This window comes from Limosilactobacillus frumenti DSM 13145, assembly GCF_001436045.1.
Lineage (GTDB): Bacteria > Bacillota > Bacilli > Lactobacillales > Lactobacillaceae > Limosilactobacillus > Limosilactobacillus frumenti.
Window position 1 is genome coordinate 47729 of record NZ_AZER01000014.1, and the last position, 15888, is coordinate 63616.

The window sequence follows — 15888 nt, forward strand, 5'->3', positions numbered from 1 at the left end:
AGCCTGCCATTAATGGCGGGCTTTTTTGCTATCTATTTATTTTTGCCATAGCTATCAAGATATTCATTATATTGTTCACGGTTTAATTCATGTTCGGATTCACCAATAACCAAAGTAGCAATGGAATTTCCGACCACGTTCACTGCGGTCCGTCCCATATCGACGAACCGGTCAATTCCGGCAATGAAGGTTAGTCCGGCAATTGGCACACCGATGGTGGAAACAGATGCCAACAAGACGACAAAGGATGCCCCAGGCACTCCTGCCATCCCCTTACTAGTGATCATTAAGACAATTAATAACGTCAACTGGTGGGCAAAAGATAAATGCAAGCCGTACGCTTGAGCCAAGAAAAGGGCCGCTAATGATTGATAGATTGCGGAACCATCAAGGTTGAAGGTATAGCCAGTTGGAATGACGAATGAGGCAATTCCCTGACTAACCCCCATGTCCTGAGTCTTTCGCATTAATCGCGGCAACGTGACTTCAGAACTGGCCGTGGTGAAGGCCAGAACAATTTCATCAAGAATAACATGCATCGTTTTCCAGTAGCGCAAGTGAAAAATATGAGCCGTAATTCCCAAAATAACAACAATAAAGATTAACATTGTCGCATAGGCAATTACAATAAACAGCCCTAACGGCAACAACGCACTGATTCCCATTTCGGCAATCGTCATACCAATTAAGCCAAACACACCAATTGGGGCAAACTTCATTACCCAATTAGTCACCTTGAACATAACTTCTGATACTCCATTAAGGACGTCAATAAGAATCTTGGCTTTATTACCGACAGCAGCGATCCCCAGTCCAAAAAAGACTGAGAACAAAATGACCGGCATCATTTCCCCATCAGCCATTGACTTGAAAATGTTCGTCGGAATAATCGATAGGATAATCTGCCAAAAGCCACTATTATGGGCAGCCGTTTTAGCCGTTGACATGTATTGCGAAATATTAGTGGCATGTAATTTATGGATATCAATAAAAGTTCCAGGATGAGTGATATTACCAACCAACAATCCTAATAAAATAGCGATCGTTGTTAGGACCTCAAAATAAATTATCGTTTTACCACCAATTCTTCCTAGCTTCTTTATATCACCCATGTTTGCAATTCCGACAGTCAGGCACGATACAACAATCGGCATGACAATCATCTGAATCAGGCGAATAAAAATTGTCCCAAGGCTCTGCATAACCGTGATGGCAGCGGCATTATGATAAAAAATCATTCCGCAGATAATCCCCAGGACTAGTCCAATCATTATTTGCCAACCCATGCTAAGACGGGTGATTCGATATTTTTTCAAGTTAAATCAATCTCCCTTAAATCATCTTGTTCTACTTTAGCACAACTTAAAGGCAAATTGACCAATAATATTAATTTCATCTTGCAAAAAGCGAACACTTGACGGCAATCAGTTAACTTTATTCACTTTAATTTTATTGTTGAAAGCGGTTCAATTTTTTTGCTAATTCAGTTACGATAGTAAAGGAAGTTTTATTAAAGAGAAGGTGTCATTTTGTCCAAACAATGGGCGAATAGTCTGCCCGGCCGCTGGGTATTTCTAGCTATATCAATTATTTTAAATGCCTGTTCCAATGGATTAACTGTCTCTACTAACATGGGGAGTGCCATTTGGACGGCTTCCGCTGCTAACCTAAGCAACTGGGTTCACTGGTCATTAGGGAATACATTGTTCCTTGAAGGGATTGCTGTAGCCTTGACTAATCTCCTGCTACTCAGACGGTTTGATTATTTCCGCCTTATTCGAAATCTACTGTATATTTTGCCCTTCAGCTACATCCTGCAGTGGTTTGCAGAATTCTTTAACTACATTGGTGTGCCGAGTCTTAATATCTGGTGGCGGGTCATTCTCGATATTATTGGTCTCTTCGGGATTGCAGTGGCCGTTTCCATTTACCAACGCGCCAACCTTATCATGCACCCTAACGATGACTTCCCATACATCCTTCGCTTTCGGTTTATGCATGGTTCATCAGTGTGGTCACAGTGGACCAGTTATGTGCCGCCTATTCTGATTGTAATTATCTCAGCAATCGGTGCCCACCGGTTAGTAGCGGTTAACTTCGGAACGGTCTACAACGTTCTCACCCAAGGATACCTGATTGGCTGGTCCGACCAGCACATTTTTCCGCAATTGCATCACCATTTGAATTATAAGAAGTGAAAGGATCGTGATGAACAATGTCACAAACTTTTATTAACGGTAAGATTTTTATTGGTACATCCGAAACTGATTTTGCCAACGGCATGGTTGTTGATGATCAGCAACGGATTAAATGGATTGGCAACGATCCTACTCCTGAAGGCGACGTCATCGACTTACATGGCCAAACGGTATTACCGGGACTCATCGACTGCCATACTCACCCCAAGTATATTGCTGATGCTTTACACGGAGTGGCATGTACACCACCAAACGTGAATAGCATTAAGGAAATGCAAACTGCCCTGCGGCACTCTCCCGCTTATGGTCAAGGCCCAGATACGTGGATCGAAGGCTGGGGCTTTGACGAAACTAAGCTCGCTGAGCATCGAAGTCCTAATCGTGACGACCTTGACGCCGTCTCCACGGACCAGCCGATCTTTATTTACCGGTCTGATTGCCACTCATCAGTTGGTAATTCCAAAGCCTTAGAGCTGGCAGGAATCAATGAAAATACACCGGACCCAGTTGGTGGAAAAATCGAACGGGATGCTAACGGTCGGCCAACCGGGTTCATGCGGGAAGTGGCTGCTTCACAACTGCTGATTCGGGCAAAGTCAGCACAGAGCTACGACAACGATGTGCAAAATATGGTCAACAGTTCTCGTCACTACTTACAAAATGGAATTGTTGCAATTGGCGAAATGATGGGTCGAATGAAACCATATACGACTCTTAAGCTATATCAAGATTCCGTGAAGCGGGGATTTAAGCCTAAGGCATCCATCTACTATGTCTTTGACGAAATTGACCCCCAAAAGGGATTGCAGCCTAGTGGGGACGCACAATTAAGAGTTGCTGGTATTAAAGTCTTCATGGATGGATCCATTTCCGGTGAAACTGCTAACAATTCTGTCTCATACCCATCAGGTAAAATGGGCGTTAGCTTGACCTCACCTGAAAAATTACGGCGAGCCGTTAAGATGGCGCGCGATAATAAACTGCAGTTAGCCGTGCACGCAATGGGTGACCAGGCTATTCAAACAGTTATCGATGTCATCAAAGACCTGGACCCATGGTTGCCGGAAATGCCGTCCGTCCGGATTGAACATGCTTCTCTGATGAACGATCACATGTTTGACCAGATTGCCCACAGTAAGATGAAGTATGCCCTCGTTACCCAACCAATTTTCTTCTTTGCCGAAGATGAATCTTACCGGAACTACTTAAATGCTGAACAGTTTAAACTAATTTACCGAGTTAAAACAATGCTCAATTCACAAGCAATGTTAGGATTAAGTTCCGATGCTCCATGTACCCCATGGGCAGAGCCTGATAGTCCCTTCTATAGTATTTATGCTGCAGTGACCCGGAAGGCGGCTAACGGCGATCTGGTGAACCCTGAAGAGGCCATCACCGTTCCTCAAGCGGTCTTAGGCTACACTCGTGATGGTGCCAAAATTGGCGGCTTTGATGACAACGGAACACTGGAAGTTGGTAAAGCAGCCGACTTTGTGATCCTGAACAAGGATATCTTTACCGTTGATCATGAGGACCTGCAAAACGTCCGGGTAAAAGAAACCTGGATGAACGGCCAACCAGTTTACCAGGCTAAATAATTATCATTAACATTAAACTAAAAAGGCTAAGCACTTCATCTTCATCAAGTGCTTAGCCTTTGTTTTACTTTACAAGGTTATTTTGTTGTTTGTCGTTTAATCAAATGGGTTCCCACAACGGTCTTAAATGGATCACTAGCGGGGTGAGCTAGGCGTTTAGCCATCACTTCAACAGCTGCCCGGGCCATTTCATCAGTGCCCACATGAACCGCCGACATACTTGGGTAAACATATTTAACCAATGCCGTATCGTTGAAAGAAATTAATGCTAACCGATCCGGAATGGCGATCTTAGCCTCCTGAACCGCCTTCAGTGCCCCCACTGCCATTGGATCATTGGCGATAAAGATCCCATGGGGAAGACGATCACCGAGGTCGGCGATTGCTTTCTTCATCGCATTATAACCGGACATCGAGCTATAGTCACCCGTAAAGATATATTCAGGGTGAAAAATACCACGCTTTTTAAGGTCATGCTCGAAGTACTGGAGACGAAGATCAGGAACAATTTCGTTATCAGTCGTCGTTTCCGTTCCCGCAAGCATTCCAATATCCTCAATACCTTCGCTTAAAAACTCATTCACTACTGAATGAACGGCATTCTCAAAGTCAGGCACTAAGCAATCATAACCAGCAGACAGGCTATCATAATCAACAAATACGATGTTGTTAGTAACTAAACGGAGCTTTTGGACTTGCGAATTACTAAACTTACCAATTGCGATGATTCCCGTGACATTACTAGGAATCTTTTCGAGGTCATTTTGATAAATTGGTACCGTTGAAATCCCCTTTTGCTGAGCCGCCCGTTCGATTTCCATTCGGATAGCCATGTAATACAAGTCATCGAGCTCTTGAGTAAGTGAGTACCACTGAACGATTGCTACTCGTTGCACTTGGTCGGTCCGCGTCCGCTTGTGTTTAGTATAATTTAAGTCCTCAGCAGTTGCTAAGACCCGCTGACGAGTGTTTTCATTTACTGACAAAGTTGCATCGTTATTTAAAATCCGTGAAACTGTCGCAATGGAAACTCCCGCTTGTTTTGCGATATCACGTAAGGTCGCGGCCATCAAACTCACTTCTTTCACTAAAAGTTTACTACTCGTTTTTTGTATCTTAAACCGATTTAGCCATTTTGTCTAGACCAAAGTTAAAGTTGGGCAATAAACCGATCCCAGCCAGCATTGCCGGCTTCATCATCTTTAAAGACTCCAGCATTTTCCAGAACGTTAGCAAAGACGTTAGCCAATTCTTGTTCCATTACTTCGTCAACATTATCCTTGGTAATATCCATCTTAGCAGCAATTTGCTTTGCCCATGGCAAGTGGCTTTCGGCAATGTTGTTATCTTCACCTAACCAGTACTTCTTAACTTCAGCTAATTCATTCTTTAATCGTGCTGGTAAAATTGCCCGACCCATTACTTCGATCAGACCAATATTTTCCTTCTTGATGTGCCACAATTCCTTGTGTGGGTGGAAGATGCCCAGTGGGTATTCCTTATTGGTGTTATTGTCACGCAATACCAGGTCAAGAACAAACTTGGCGCCATCCCGGTGCATGATTGGGGTAACAGTATGGTGACGAGTATCACCATCAAAGGCCTTCAGGGACAAGCTTTCGTCATCATAGTGATCCCAAACGTCAATAATGTGCGTTCCCAAGTCAATCAATTGGGTCGTATCAGCACTAGTCAACCGAATATCACTCATTGGCCAGTTAACGATTCCAGCCGTAACGTCTGGGTATTGGTCAAAGTGCAATGGCTTCTTGATTTCAGCCTTCATCATTGGGAAGCTGTGCCGACCACCTTGATAGTGTTCATGAGCCAACATTGATCCACCAACAATTGGTAAATCAGCGTTAGAACCAACAAAGTAAGCGGGAAGTTGCTTTTCAATTTCAACTAAGTTAATCAGAGTTTGCCGATTAATGTGCATTGGTTCATGCTTACTGTCTAAGAAGATGCAGTGTTCGTTGAAGTAAGCATATGGTGAGTATTGGAAGCCCCACTTTTGGCCGCCAACGTTGATCCGGATAACCCGGTGATTAGACCGTGCTGCTTGGCCTAAGCGACCCTTGTACCCTTCGTTTTCCATACAAAGGGCACATTGTGGATACTTCTTCTTTGTATCATGAGCAGCAGCGGCAATGGCCTTTGGATCCTTTTCAGGCTTAGAAAGGTTAATCGTGATTTCCAAGTTACCGTACTTAGTTGGCTTGTCAAAGACGATGTTCTTCTTGATAGCCGCAACTTTAACATAATCGTTGCTAGTCATTAGGTGATAGAACCAGTTCGTTGCTTCTTCAGGAGATTGTTGATACTTCTCCCAGAAAGTTTCGTTAACAACAGATGGCCGTGGTGTCATCAAATCATACAATTGGTCATTGAGAATTTCACGTTCAGTCTGACCATCCTCGATCTTGCCGCGCTTAACGGCCAAGTCAACTAATTGGGCAACAACTGGCTTATCGTCAGTGGCATCAACATCTTCATCGCCAACAAATCCCCGAATCTTGTTCATAACGTAGATTTTATCAAGGGGCTTGTAAGCACCACTATCAATGATTTGATCAGCAAACTTTTCAATTAACTTCATATTCTACTTTCCTCACTTATTGAATTAATGATGAATAAAATTAGGTGACATTCCTACTGCTATCGAGTCGAAACGTATTCGCCGGGTTTCTAATGCTACTAAGGCGAAACGTGTTCAGCCTAAGCCCTTAGTGTCTAGCTACGTAAGGATACTTGATGTGCTTCGCACCTCAAGCACCTTACTAGGCTAGACATACAGGGCTCTTCACGGCTTCACACTCTATTACAACTTATGTGGTCCATCGACAACTTCAGCGTCATAGAAACTAGCGTCGTAACCAATCTTATCCTTGTAGATCTTACCAACGTTCTTCTTGAAGTTATCTGCTTCAGACTTTTTCACAATCGCAATTGCAGAGCCAGCGAATCCACCGCCGACCATCCGAGCACCTAAGCACCCTGGTTGGTTCCAAGCGTTTTCTGCTAAAGTATCAAGTTCCTTACCAGTAACTTCGTAGTCGTACTTCAAGGAAACATGAGAAGCATTGATTAAGCGACCCAATTCTTCGAGGTCACCCTTTTGCATTGCGTCAATGGCCTTCTTAGTCCGTTCGTTTTCACTAACTGCGTGACGAGCCCGGCGTAACAGGGTGTCATCATTGATCAGGTAAGTGTATTGATCAAATGTGTCAGAATCAATTTCACCTAACTTGTTGATGTGCAGCTTCTTGTTCAAGCGCTTAACAGCTTCTTCACATTGTTGAACCCGTTCGTTGTACTTAGAACCGGCTAATGAGTGCGTCTTGTTCGTACTCATGATGACAATTTCGTAGTCACCCAATTCCAGTGGTAAGTACTTGTACTCCAAGGTGTTGCAGTCAAGGTAAATGGCATTGTCCTTCTTACCCATACCAACAGCAAACTGGTCCATGATTCCGGAGTTCAAGCCCACAAAGTCGTTTTCAGTCTTTTGACCCAACTTAACCAAGTCTAATTGGTCAACATCTAAGTTGAATTCTTCCTTCAGGATGCACCCCATCAGCATTTCAATTGAAGCTGATGATGATAATCCAGAACCATATGGCAGGTAACCATGGATGTAGAAATTGAATCCGTGGTCAATCTTGTAACCGCGTTGTTTAAGATAAACTAACATTCCCTTGAAGTAGTTAACCCATTTTTCGTCGTCAGCCGTTTGGGGTTGATCATCGTTGATATCAAAGGTGATAATCTTACTGTTTTCAACCTTAGCGGAATTTGCAGAATAAATAGCAACCTTAGTGTCTTCACGTGGCCCATAAACACCATAAGTACCAATACTAATAGCACATGGGAAAACATGCCCACCATTGTAGTCAGTGTGTTCACCGATTACATTGATTCGACCTGGTGAGAAGAAGACGTCCTTACCAGGTTCCTTGAAGACGTTTTGATACTCATCGAGAAATTGTTGCTTATCCATTTCAAATACCTCCATAACCACTTTATCGTGGTAATTCCAAGTTAGTAAACTTTTACTAAACTATAATCTAGTCTTTTTTACTTAGTTTGTCAATAAGCGCTTTCATATTCGACAGTGTTTATTTGAAAGCGGTTTCCACAAACGGCGGTATTAGTGCATTTACTGCTTTTCTTAAGATTCCTAAAAACTTATAATATTGTTCAAAGGAGGAGCAACAATGCATGAATTTGGACCTCAGGAGCTACTTGATTTACAGCAAACCAGTGGACGATGGTTTATTAAAGTTATTCATCAGCAACCGCTGTTATATACCACCAATCTCGGCAGTACTTTACGCTTCACTAGTAACCAATGTACCCAGTTAGTTGTTAAAGTGACGAATTATCATAATTCGCTTGGCCCAAGTCAAATGTGGGCCTGGCGAATCGACGGACGTTCTTGGCAACGAGTTACAGCAATCAACCACCGCTTTACTATCAACTGTTCCCCTAAACAACACCTCATTGAGATTATTACGGCTGGTAATAGTGACCTCGATCAAGTTTGGAGTGGTCAGGAGGGCTTTGGCGTGACTGATATCATAATAGATGGTGGTCAATTAACCAGTGCCCCTCATAAAGCAATGATCGATTTTATTGGTGATTCCATTACGGCTGGTTGTTGGGTGACGGGTAAGCATGCTGCCTTTGATTATCGACCCGAAACTAATTATGTTGGTATCGCGTGTGATGACCTGGACACACTTGGGATACGGGTTGCTTATTCAGCTGGTGGCGTCCTGCGGAAAGCTACCGGTGGCGTTCCCGACGCCCGTCAATATTTATCACAACTAGATGCAGTGTCGCGATGGCAACCTGATCATCCAGACCTTGTGGTGATTAATTTGGGTGTTAATGACCGCCGTTATTCGATCGACCAGTTTACAGCTGCTTATGATGACTTGCTTAACCGGGTCCACCACTTATTTGATAATGTCCCCATTGTTATCATGATCCCCTTTAAGCAATCCTTTGCTTCCCAAATCAGATCCTTAGCTCATCAGCGGGCACTACCAATAATTGAAACAGCAAGCTGGCACCCATCATACACCGATGGTCTCCATCCTAACCAAGAGGATTCTATCCATTGTGGTCACCAATTAGCCAAAGCTCTCCGCTCCTTTTTAAAGTGAAAAAGTGTACAATATAAAAGAATTCGACTTTCTAGTAGAAAGGGTCCTATAAATGAACAATCAACGACTCCTCAATATCCAAAATGGTCAAAATTTCCGTGATCTTGGTGGCTACGAAACCACTAATGGTCATCATGTAAAATGGCATAAAATTATTCGTTCCGGTTCATTAGCTAATTTAAATCATCACGATTTACAGTTATTGGCCAATATTCCAGTGACCCTCGATCTTGATTTCCGGGCTCCTGAAGAAGTTAAACGGTCGCAAGACCACGTGCCAAATACTGCCACATATCACCATTTACCAGTATTTAAGTCTGATGAAACAGATGCCTCCCATAGTGACGAAGAGATTGCTGATCGGATGGCTCAGGCAGGAAATGGTTATCGGCATATGCTTGACGTATACCGCCGAATGGCCACTGTTGAGACTGCTAAGGCAGCTTACCAAGAAATGTTCCGATTACTGTTGGAAAACAATGATGGCGCTACCCTTTTCCACTGTACTGCTGGAAAAGACCGGACAGGGATGGGGGCCTTCTTGATTCTCTCCGCTCTCCAAGTGCCAATGGAAACAATTAAGCAGGATTACCTCTTAACAAATGAAGCGACTTACGATTTTCGGCACAACTGGCTTCAAATGCTCCGGGCAGAAGGCGAAAGTGACACGGTTGTCGAAAATCGACGGGCACTCGGTTCTGTTTCCCTCGATTATCTCCAACAGGCATTAACAATTATCAAAAATAACTTTGGCGACGTTGACCACTACCTCACCGATTACTTACAATTAACACAGGGAGACTTAACTGATCTTCGTCATCAATACCTAGAATAAGGGAGGTCAAGTTCATGAAAGTATCTGTTAACCTGCCAAATGGTTATCTACCAGACCAGTACGGTAAATACGCTCCTGCTGACCAAATGATTGCTGATCATCCAGTCCAGTCATTTCCACTCACCGTTAGTGACCTGCCAGCGGGTACCAAAACTTTAGCACTTGTCTTTATTGATTTTGACTCCACACCAGTCTGTGGTTTTACGTGGATTCACTGGTTAGCAGCCAATATCCCCACCTCGTTAGCGGATCTGCCGGCTAATGCTAGCCGCCAATTAAAAGAACAATTTGTTCAGGGCAATAATAGTAATGCCGGTCGGTTGGTCAACGGTGATCCTGCAATTAGCCAGGGGTATGTTGGCCCTCAACCACCTGACAAAGATCATGACTACACACTAAAGGTTTATGCATTAGATGACCAGTTACCATTACAAAATGGCTATTGGTTAAATGATTTTCGTCACGCCGCCAAGGGACATGTTTTAGACTCAACAAGTATTGAAATTCCAAGTCGGGTATAGAAGAGAGAGGATATTTATGGAAACAAGAATTTTCTTTAATCCTGGTGACTCAATTGCCAACATTCATGATTACAATGAAGCTGTTCGAAAAGGCCAAATCTTCAAGAAGGAACGACAAGCTGATGATTTGGTAATCGCCAAGGGCCCTGACGATGAAGAATACGCCATCTTTTACGCTAAGGATGCTAAGCCAGACGCTTCGACCAAGAATGCTAAACAATACCAAGTCCAACGGAAATTGTAATTAAATAAAGAAAAACCGGTTTAGGAAGCGCAACGCTTGTAACGTTCCCTAAACCGGTTTTTGATTTCAAATTATTTTATTTTAACGACCACCAACGATATGATCAACTTCATCAGCGAGATGAGCTTTTAACTGGTCTGGATCTGCTTTGAATTCTTCTTCGAAGTTTTCCTTGGTCGAACTAACGACCCCCACCTTGGCCCCCATCGCATCGGTGACCTCGAGCTGGTTTCCTGTCCACTTCACATCATCATAATGACCTTCTAAAGCATCGTCCAATAATGCTTGGAGGATATCTCGCACGGCATCATGGATCACTTCATCTTGACTGACCTGACGACCATGAACCTGATTCTGTGCCACTTTCATTGCAACTTCTTCCATATTTTCGGGAATGTAGATGCTCATTAACAGATTCCTCCTTTCTGAATTACTTATGACGCCGTAAGCGCCGCCGCAATTTCTTACTAAACTTAATTCCTTGAGGAACCCGCTTCTTATGCCGCAATTGTTGGTCACGAGCCCCCTGCTGCAGTTGTTGCCCCCGCTGTTGGTGCTTTAACTGTTGCCGTTCGTAAGCACTCCATGGTTTAAGGATGGTCTTCATAAAGTCGGCCACTTCGGTGCGGTGTTCATCCATCCACTGGTCGGTCTTCTTCACATCATCAATATCTACACCCTGACTCCGGATGTACGACATCATTAATTGTGTTTGCCGTTCTTTGCGGTTCATTGATGCCAAGACGTTTTGCGAGTTTTGCATGTTGGCAATTGCCTTAAGGCCAACCTTATATTGTTCCATCTCAATATTTCCAGTCCGCTTTAGGTACTCAAATAATGCTTGAGCAGTTGGAACAATATTTTCAATTTCTGTCTTGGTAATGTGAGGGTCTAATGGCATCATCATTCCTAATACCATTTGCAGGTCATTAAATTGCCATTCATTTGGCCGTTGGTGGAATTCTTGGTTAATCAAGGTTAAGAATTGCGTTACTAGGTATTGCTGGTCAGCACTATTCAAAGCTTGATCTTGGAATTCTGGTGCTTGTAATACTGCCTGCTTAACTTCATCAACTAATGCAGATAGTTCCGCAGCAGGCAACGGGTGCGAAGTACTTTGAGGAACAGACTGCTGAGTGGTCGGCTTCTTAGCCGACGAATTTCTTTGACTAGTTTTGGCCTTGTGGGCTGGTGTTTTCTTTGTCTTCACCTTTGTAGCTTTAGTCTTTTCACCATTAAGTTCTTGTAAAGTCTGGTGACTCTTCCGACATTCGTTCATGGTGGCACGTTGGTCATCAATGGCTTGCTCCAATGCTGAAAGGTTATCTACCTTTAAGAAACGTTGGTAAGCTTTTAAGACTGGTGCAACCGCAATCCCGAACGAATTGGTTAAGTCTGGATCAGCGATGAACTGACCAACCATCACTTGCTGAACTGCCTGTGGTGTCCACGCAGTGTCGGCTAGGTGCTGCTCGTCGTTCATAAAGCTGTTAAATCTTGTCAAAATGGCTTGAGCGTGCTTCTGTTGATTAGCAGATAGCTGATTAAACGTGGACGAATTAAGGAACTGTTTAACATGTTCTTCTTCACTCATTATTCCAAAACTCTCCCATAACAAATTGAATTATCCCTTCTATCATATCATAATTAATAGGAAACAATAATCTGCAAATTGTTAATTAGGAGTTAATAACAATGCAACGTAAGAAAATTCAAGAAGCAATGGCCAATGTGTACTTCCAGAAAATGACCGCCACTGGTTATCAAGAGATTCAGCACCAAATTGCCCAGCTGCAAGCAGAACGCCCAGCCAAAATTGCCCAGTTAAAGGCTGCTCGGGCCCTAGGAGACTTATCCGAAAATACCGAGTACAGTACTGCCAAGAGAGAATTACGGCATCTAGAAAGTCGGTTACGTTTCCTTAATAAGCAGTTGCAATATGCTGAAATTATTAAACCATCAGATGATCAGACTGTTGATTTAGGAACGACCGTCACTGTTCAGTTTACTGATGATGACGATCAAATGACCTACCACATCGTCGGCAAGCAGGAAGCTGATCTTGCCAAGCAAAAAGTTTCGTTTGACTCACCATTGGGTCAAGCCATCATGCACCAGAAAGTAGGCCAAATCGTTACTGTTAATGCTCCGCAAGGCGATTACCAAGTTAAAATTATTGCAGTTAAATTATCCAATTTCAGTGATGATGAATAACAATCATGTAAAAATTTTTAGCGTATTCCGAATGTGTTGATATAATCATCTTAATTCACAGTATCAACTGATCAATTGAGCTTTTCAACGCTTGTTTCATCCTTCAAGAATGCTATACTAAGAGGCGTTGCCATAATGTAATTCACACAATATATTGTGTGCAATAGTCATTATTGGCGTTTACACAACAATATATAGTATGGGAGATCTTGAGTAATGAAAAACTATTTTCACTTTTTAGCTCACCAGCTAAAAGGTTGGCCTCAACAAAACTACTACCTATTCTTCTTTAGTTTAGGTTGCCAAGTAATGACCTTGGTCAATGATAAGATCACTTGGATTACCGTCATTACCTTTATTGGGACTACGCTGGGTGTTCTTTGTATCCTGGCTATTAACGCCGCAAAGTCCGTTAATGGTTGGTTAGGGATCCTATCCGCCATCTGTTTCATTATTGTTGGCTTTTCTGCAAAGAACTACCTGAGTATAGGTGAACAATTAGCGTACGTCATTACTCTGGATATTCCAGTCCTCCTATCAGCTAACTGGAACATCAACATGGTTTCTAAGATTCGGAAATTTACCGGAAAGACATGGATTGTAGCAATTCTGTCCACGATCGTCGTGTATGTCATTTCTGGTTACTTAATCGGAGCCTTAACAAATGATCCTCGTCCTTGGATCGACGCTATTAGCTTCTCCATCAGTTTGACGGCGGGCGTAATTTGTTTTCTCCGTTACAACAACCAATACTTCTGGTGGTTGGCTTCCGGTATTTTCCAAATGGTTCTATGGGGAGTTACCTTCGCCCAGGGAGATGCTTCTCTAGCAATGGCTGTTAACAGTATGGTCTACATCATCAATGATGTCTTAGCCTTCACTATTTCACCATGGTACAACAAACATGAACGTGCTCGTTTGGAAAAGGAAGAAGCTAAATATACTGCTAAACTGGGATTAGGTAAAAATTAATCCATTAAGCTAAAAGGGGAACGGTGCTTATTAATAAGCACCGTTCCCCTTTTTGTTATCACCGTTTCACATGAAACACATTAATTTGTGTTACTAAACTGCTTAGGGTATTATCAAGTTAATTACCAGTTCAGGAGGAAATTAACATGGCGAAGATATTTATCGTTGAAGATAATCCCACCATCATCAAAACGGTAACGACAGAATTGAATAAGTGGAAATATACAACCATTACTGTTCATGATTGGGACCATGTTGATACAGAAATTGCTCAGGCATCACCGGATATTATTTTATTTGATATTACCTTGCCGACTTTTGACGGCTTCTACTGGATTAATGCTGTTCGTAAAGTCTGTCAGTCACCTATTATTGTAATTTCAGCTGCAGATATTGATAGCAATATCATGCACGCTATTGCTGCTGGCGCGGACGATTACATTATGAAGCCTTTCTCTACAGCGGTATTATTGGCAAAAATCCAAGCCCTGCTCCGTCGTAATCAGCAAGCACCAAGTAATGAAAAGATGATATGGGATAATAATCAGCTTAATCAACTGACTTATGAATTAACAACGCCTGCTGGAATAGTTCAATTAACCCCAACTGAAGGCGCCATGTTGGCCATTCTTATTAACCACTTAAACCATACGGTTGCCAAAGAACAGTTACTAGAATGGCTTTGGCAGGGTGGCAAATTTCTCAATGAAAATACGCTAAACGTCAATATTAGTCGTCTCCGTTCTAAACTAGCCATTGTCAACCTAAAAGATAGTTTACGAACCGAACGTGGAATAGGATATCGGTTGGTGACTAATCATGAAAAATAATCAATTCTGGCGATCACAATTTAAAGCTGCCCTGCCCCTGCTAATTGGGTACCTTTTATTTATTACATTAATATGGCTGTTAACAACGCTCTACTACTTATCGGTAGCTTTCTTAATAGACGTCATTCGGTTCAGCCTCCCACTGCTGATTGTTTGGGAAGCCCTTGATTGTTATCAATCTGCAAAGCGAATTAACGCTCTGCAACATGAAAAAGTAATTACAGCTACTAATCCAGTTGAAGCTCAGTTGCTAAACGTTGTTCATTCGCAGAAGCGATCTCATCAAAAAGCTATTCGACATTTACATAATCAGCAGCAAATGCAATTGGACCATGTTGAGTTATATTCGCACGAAATCAAAAATTCATTAACTAGTTTACAAGCAGCTGCCGAAACAAGTGATGCTGTCCCTAGTCAAGTGGTGATCCACGCTGTACACCAAGCTAATGATCAACTCAACATGCTGCTCAATGACGAACGGCTAGCAATGACTAATCATGATTTCAACTTTGAATGGATTAGTATTTCAGCTCTTATTAGTGACATTCTGAAACAGAATGCGCCAATTTTTATCCATCGCCAATTGGCGCCGCAATTAATTAACCTTAATAACGTCAAAATACTCACTGACCGCAAATGGCTGCGCTTCTGTATCTATCAATTGCTCGCCAATGCTATTAAATATTCACCTCAGGGAGCCACAATTACGATTAAGTGGCGCCGTAACTGTCTGTTAATCATCGACCACGGTGAAGGAATCTCCTCTAGTGACTTACCACGAATTTATGAAAATGGTTTCTCCGGACATAACGGTCATCAAACCACCAAATCAACAGGAATGGGGCTCTACCTCGTTAAAAAGGTTACTACGCAGTTAAATTTTAATTTAACGGTAAGCTCACAGATTGGTAAAGGGACAACGGCAAGTTTACAGTTCCCCACTACTAATGTTCGTTTAACACCTTCTAATGATGAAGTAACAAATTAACAACATTACAATTTTGTAAGGTTCTCCGCAATTCTGTAAGTAGGAATTGCCGGAGAGCCTTTTTATAATAAAATTGTAATCCAGCAAAGAGATTAGCAATTTCTCCTAATGAAGGCCTAATAAAGAGATTATAGTCATGACAGGCTCCTGGCGAGAGAGCGAACCATAAAACTTGTTTTCGTCGAGCCCCCGCAAGGCTGATTAGGATAGTCACACCCGATTCATCAGTGTGAATGGCCAATCAGCTACTGCTCACGTTTCGACTACATTGTATTAGTAACCACGTACATTTCAGATAATATCAATACTACGATCAA

General features: G+C 42.5%; 16 protein-coding genes. 10 read left to right on the plus strand and 6 right to left on the minus strand.

What is annotated here, in order from left to right; genetic code table 11:
• Nucleotides 1-32: 32 nt before the first annotated feature.
• Complete coding sequence (locus FD27_RS03400) at nucleotides 33-1316, minus strand: dicarboxylate/amino acid:cation symporter (RefSeq protein WP_057749543.1); 1284 nt, start codon at nucleotides 1314-1316, stop codon at nucleotides 33-35.
• A gap of 210 nt (nucleotides 1317-1526) precedes the next feature.
• On the opposite strand from FD27_RS03400, the gene FD27_RS03405 reads away from it, so the two are divergent.
• The gene (locus tag FD27_RS03405; protein WP_057749546.1) at nucleotides 1527-2198 is read left to right on the plus strand and encodes a YczE/YyaS/YitT family protein; all 672 of its coding nucleotides are present in this window, start codon (nucleotides 1527-1529) and stop codon (nucleotides 2196-2198) included.
• 17 nt (nucleotides 2199-2215) lie between these two features.
• Nucleotides 2216-3796 (plus strand): amidohydrolase, encoded by a 1581-nt coding sequence (locus FD27_RS03410; protein WP_057749549.1) that lies wholly within the window; start codon nucleotides 2216-2218, stop codon nucleotides 3794-3796.
• A gap of 77 nt (nucleotides 3797-3873) precedes the next feature.
• Here the strand turns inward: FD27_RS03410 and FD27_RS03415 are convergent, their stop codons facing one another.
• From FD27_RS03415 to FD27_RS03425, 3 genes are all read right to left on the minus strand, one after another.
• Nucleotides 3874-4866: a LacI family DNA-binding transcriptional regulator gene (locus FD27_RS03415; protein ID WP_057749552.1), complete on the minus strand. Its 993-nt coding sequence runs from the start codon at nucleotides 4864-4866 to the stop codon at nucleotides 3874-3876.
• An 80-nt stretch (nucleotides 4867-4946) separates the two neighbouring features.
• A complete protein-coding gene (locus FD27_RS03420) occupies nucleotides 4947-6395 on the minus strand; it encodes a UDP-glucose--hexose-1-phosphate uridylyltransferase (RefSeq protein ID WP_057749555.1) in 1449 nt (482 codons plus the stop codon).
• 222 nt (nucleotides 6396-6617) lie between these two features.
• A complete protein-coding gene (locus FD27_RS03425) occupies nucleotides 6618-7796 on the minus strand; it encodes a galactokinase (RefSeq protein ID WP_057749557.1) in 1179 nt (392 codons plus the stop codon).
• A gap of 217 nt (nucleotides 7797-8013) precedes the next feature.
• On the opposite strand from FD27_RS03425, the gene FD27_RS03430 reads away from it, so the two are divergent.
• The 4 genes from FD27_RS03430 to FD27_RS03445 are packed head-to-tail and all read left to right on the plus strand — an operon-like array spanning nucleotide 8014 to nucleotide 10567.
• On the plus strand, nucleotides 8014-8967 hold the full coding sequence (locus tag FD27_RS03430; protein ID WP_057749560.1) for an SGNH/GDSL hydrolase family protein: 954 nt from the start codon (nucleotides 8014-8016) through the stop codon (nucleotides 8965-8967).
• A gap of 52 nt (nucleotides 8968-9019) precedes the next feature.
• Complete coding sequence (locus FD27_RS03435; RefSeq protein ID WP_057749563.1) at nucleotides 9020-9802, plus strand: tyrosine-protein phosphatase; 783 nt, start codon at nucleotides 9020-9022, stop codon at nucleotides 9800-9802.
• A 14-nt stretch (nucleotides 9803-9816) separates the two neighbouring features.
• The gene (locus tag FD27_RS03440; protein WP_057749566.1) at nucleotides 9817-10323 is read left to right on the plus strand and encodes a YbhB/YbcL family Raf kinase inhibitor-like protein; all 507 of its coding nucleotides are present in this window, start codon (nucleotides 9817-9819) and stop codon (nucleotides 10321-10323) included.
• A gap of 16 nt (nucleotides 10324-10339) precedes the next feature.
• Complete coding sequence (locus FD27_RS03445) at nucleotides 10340-10567, plus strand: hypothetical protein (protein WP_057749569.1); 228 nt, start codon at nucleotides 10340-10342, stop codon at nucleotides 10565-10567.
• Nucleotides 10568-10648: 81 nt separating this feature from the next.
• Here the strand turns inward: FD27_RS03445 and FD27_RS03450 are convergent, their stop codons facing one another.
• Nucleotides 10649-10975: a hypothetical protein gene (locus tag FD27_RS03450; RefSeq protein ID WP_057749572.1), complete on the minus strand. Its 327-nt coding sequence runs from the start codon at nucleotides 10973-10975 to the stop codon at nucleotides 10649-10651.
• A 22-nt stretch (nucleotides 10976-10997) separates the two neighbouring features.
• Nucleotides 10998-12161, minus strand: a complete 1164-nt coding sequence (locus FD27_RS03455) for a hypothetical protein (RefSeq protein ID WP_057749574.1) — start codon at nucleotides 12159-12161, stop codon at nucleotides 10998-11000.
• 101 nt (nucleotides 12162-12262) lie between these two features.
• Between FD27_RS03455 and greA the strand changes: the two genes are divergently transcribed.
• The 4 genes from greA (at nucleotide 12263) to FD27_RS03475 (ending at nucleotide 15571) form a co-directional block, all read left to right on the plus strand.
• The gene (gene greA, locus FD27_RS03460) at nucleotides 12263-12781 is read left to right on the plus strand and encodes a transcription elongation factor GreA (protein WP_057749577.1); all 519 of its coding nucleotides are present in this window, start codon (nucleotides 12263-12265) and stop codon (nucleotides 12779-12781) included.
• 216 nt (nucleotides 12782-12997) lie between these two features.
• Nucleotides 12998-13753, plus strand: a complete 756-nt coding sequence (gene pnuC, locus FD27_RS03465) for a nicotinamide riboside transporter PnuC (RefSeq protein WP_057749580.1) — start codon at nucleotides 12998-13000, stop codon at nucleotides 13751-13753.
• Nucleotides 13754-13899: 146 nt separating this feature from the next.
• Nucleotides 13900-14583: a response regulator transcription factor gene (locus FD27_RS03470; RefSeq protein WP_057749583.1), complete on the plus strand. Its 684-nt coding sequence runs from the start codon at nucleotides 13900-13902 to the stop codon at nucleotides 14581-14583.
• Nucleotides 14573-15571 carry a sensor histidine kinase gene (locus FD27_RS03475; protein ID WP_057749586.1) on the plus strand — a complete coding sequence of 333 codons (999 nt, stop codon included), beginning with the start codon at nucleotides 14573-14575 and terminating at the stop codon, nucleotides 15569-15571. The genes FD27_RS03470 and FD27_RS03475 overlap by 11 nt, the downstream gene beginning before the upstream one ends.
• Nucleotides 15572-15888: the final 317 nt, after the last annotated feature.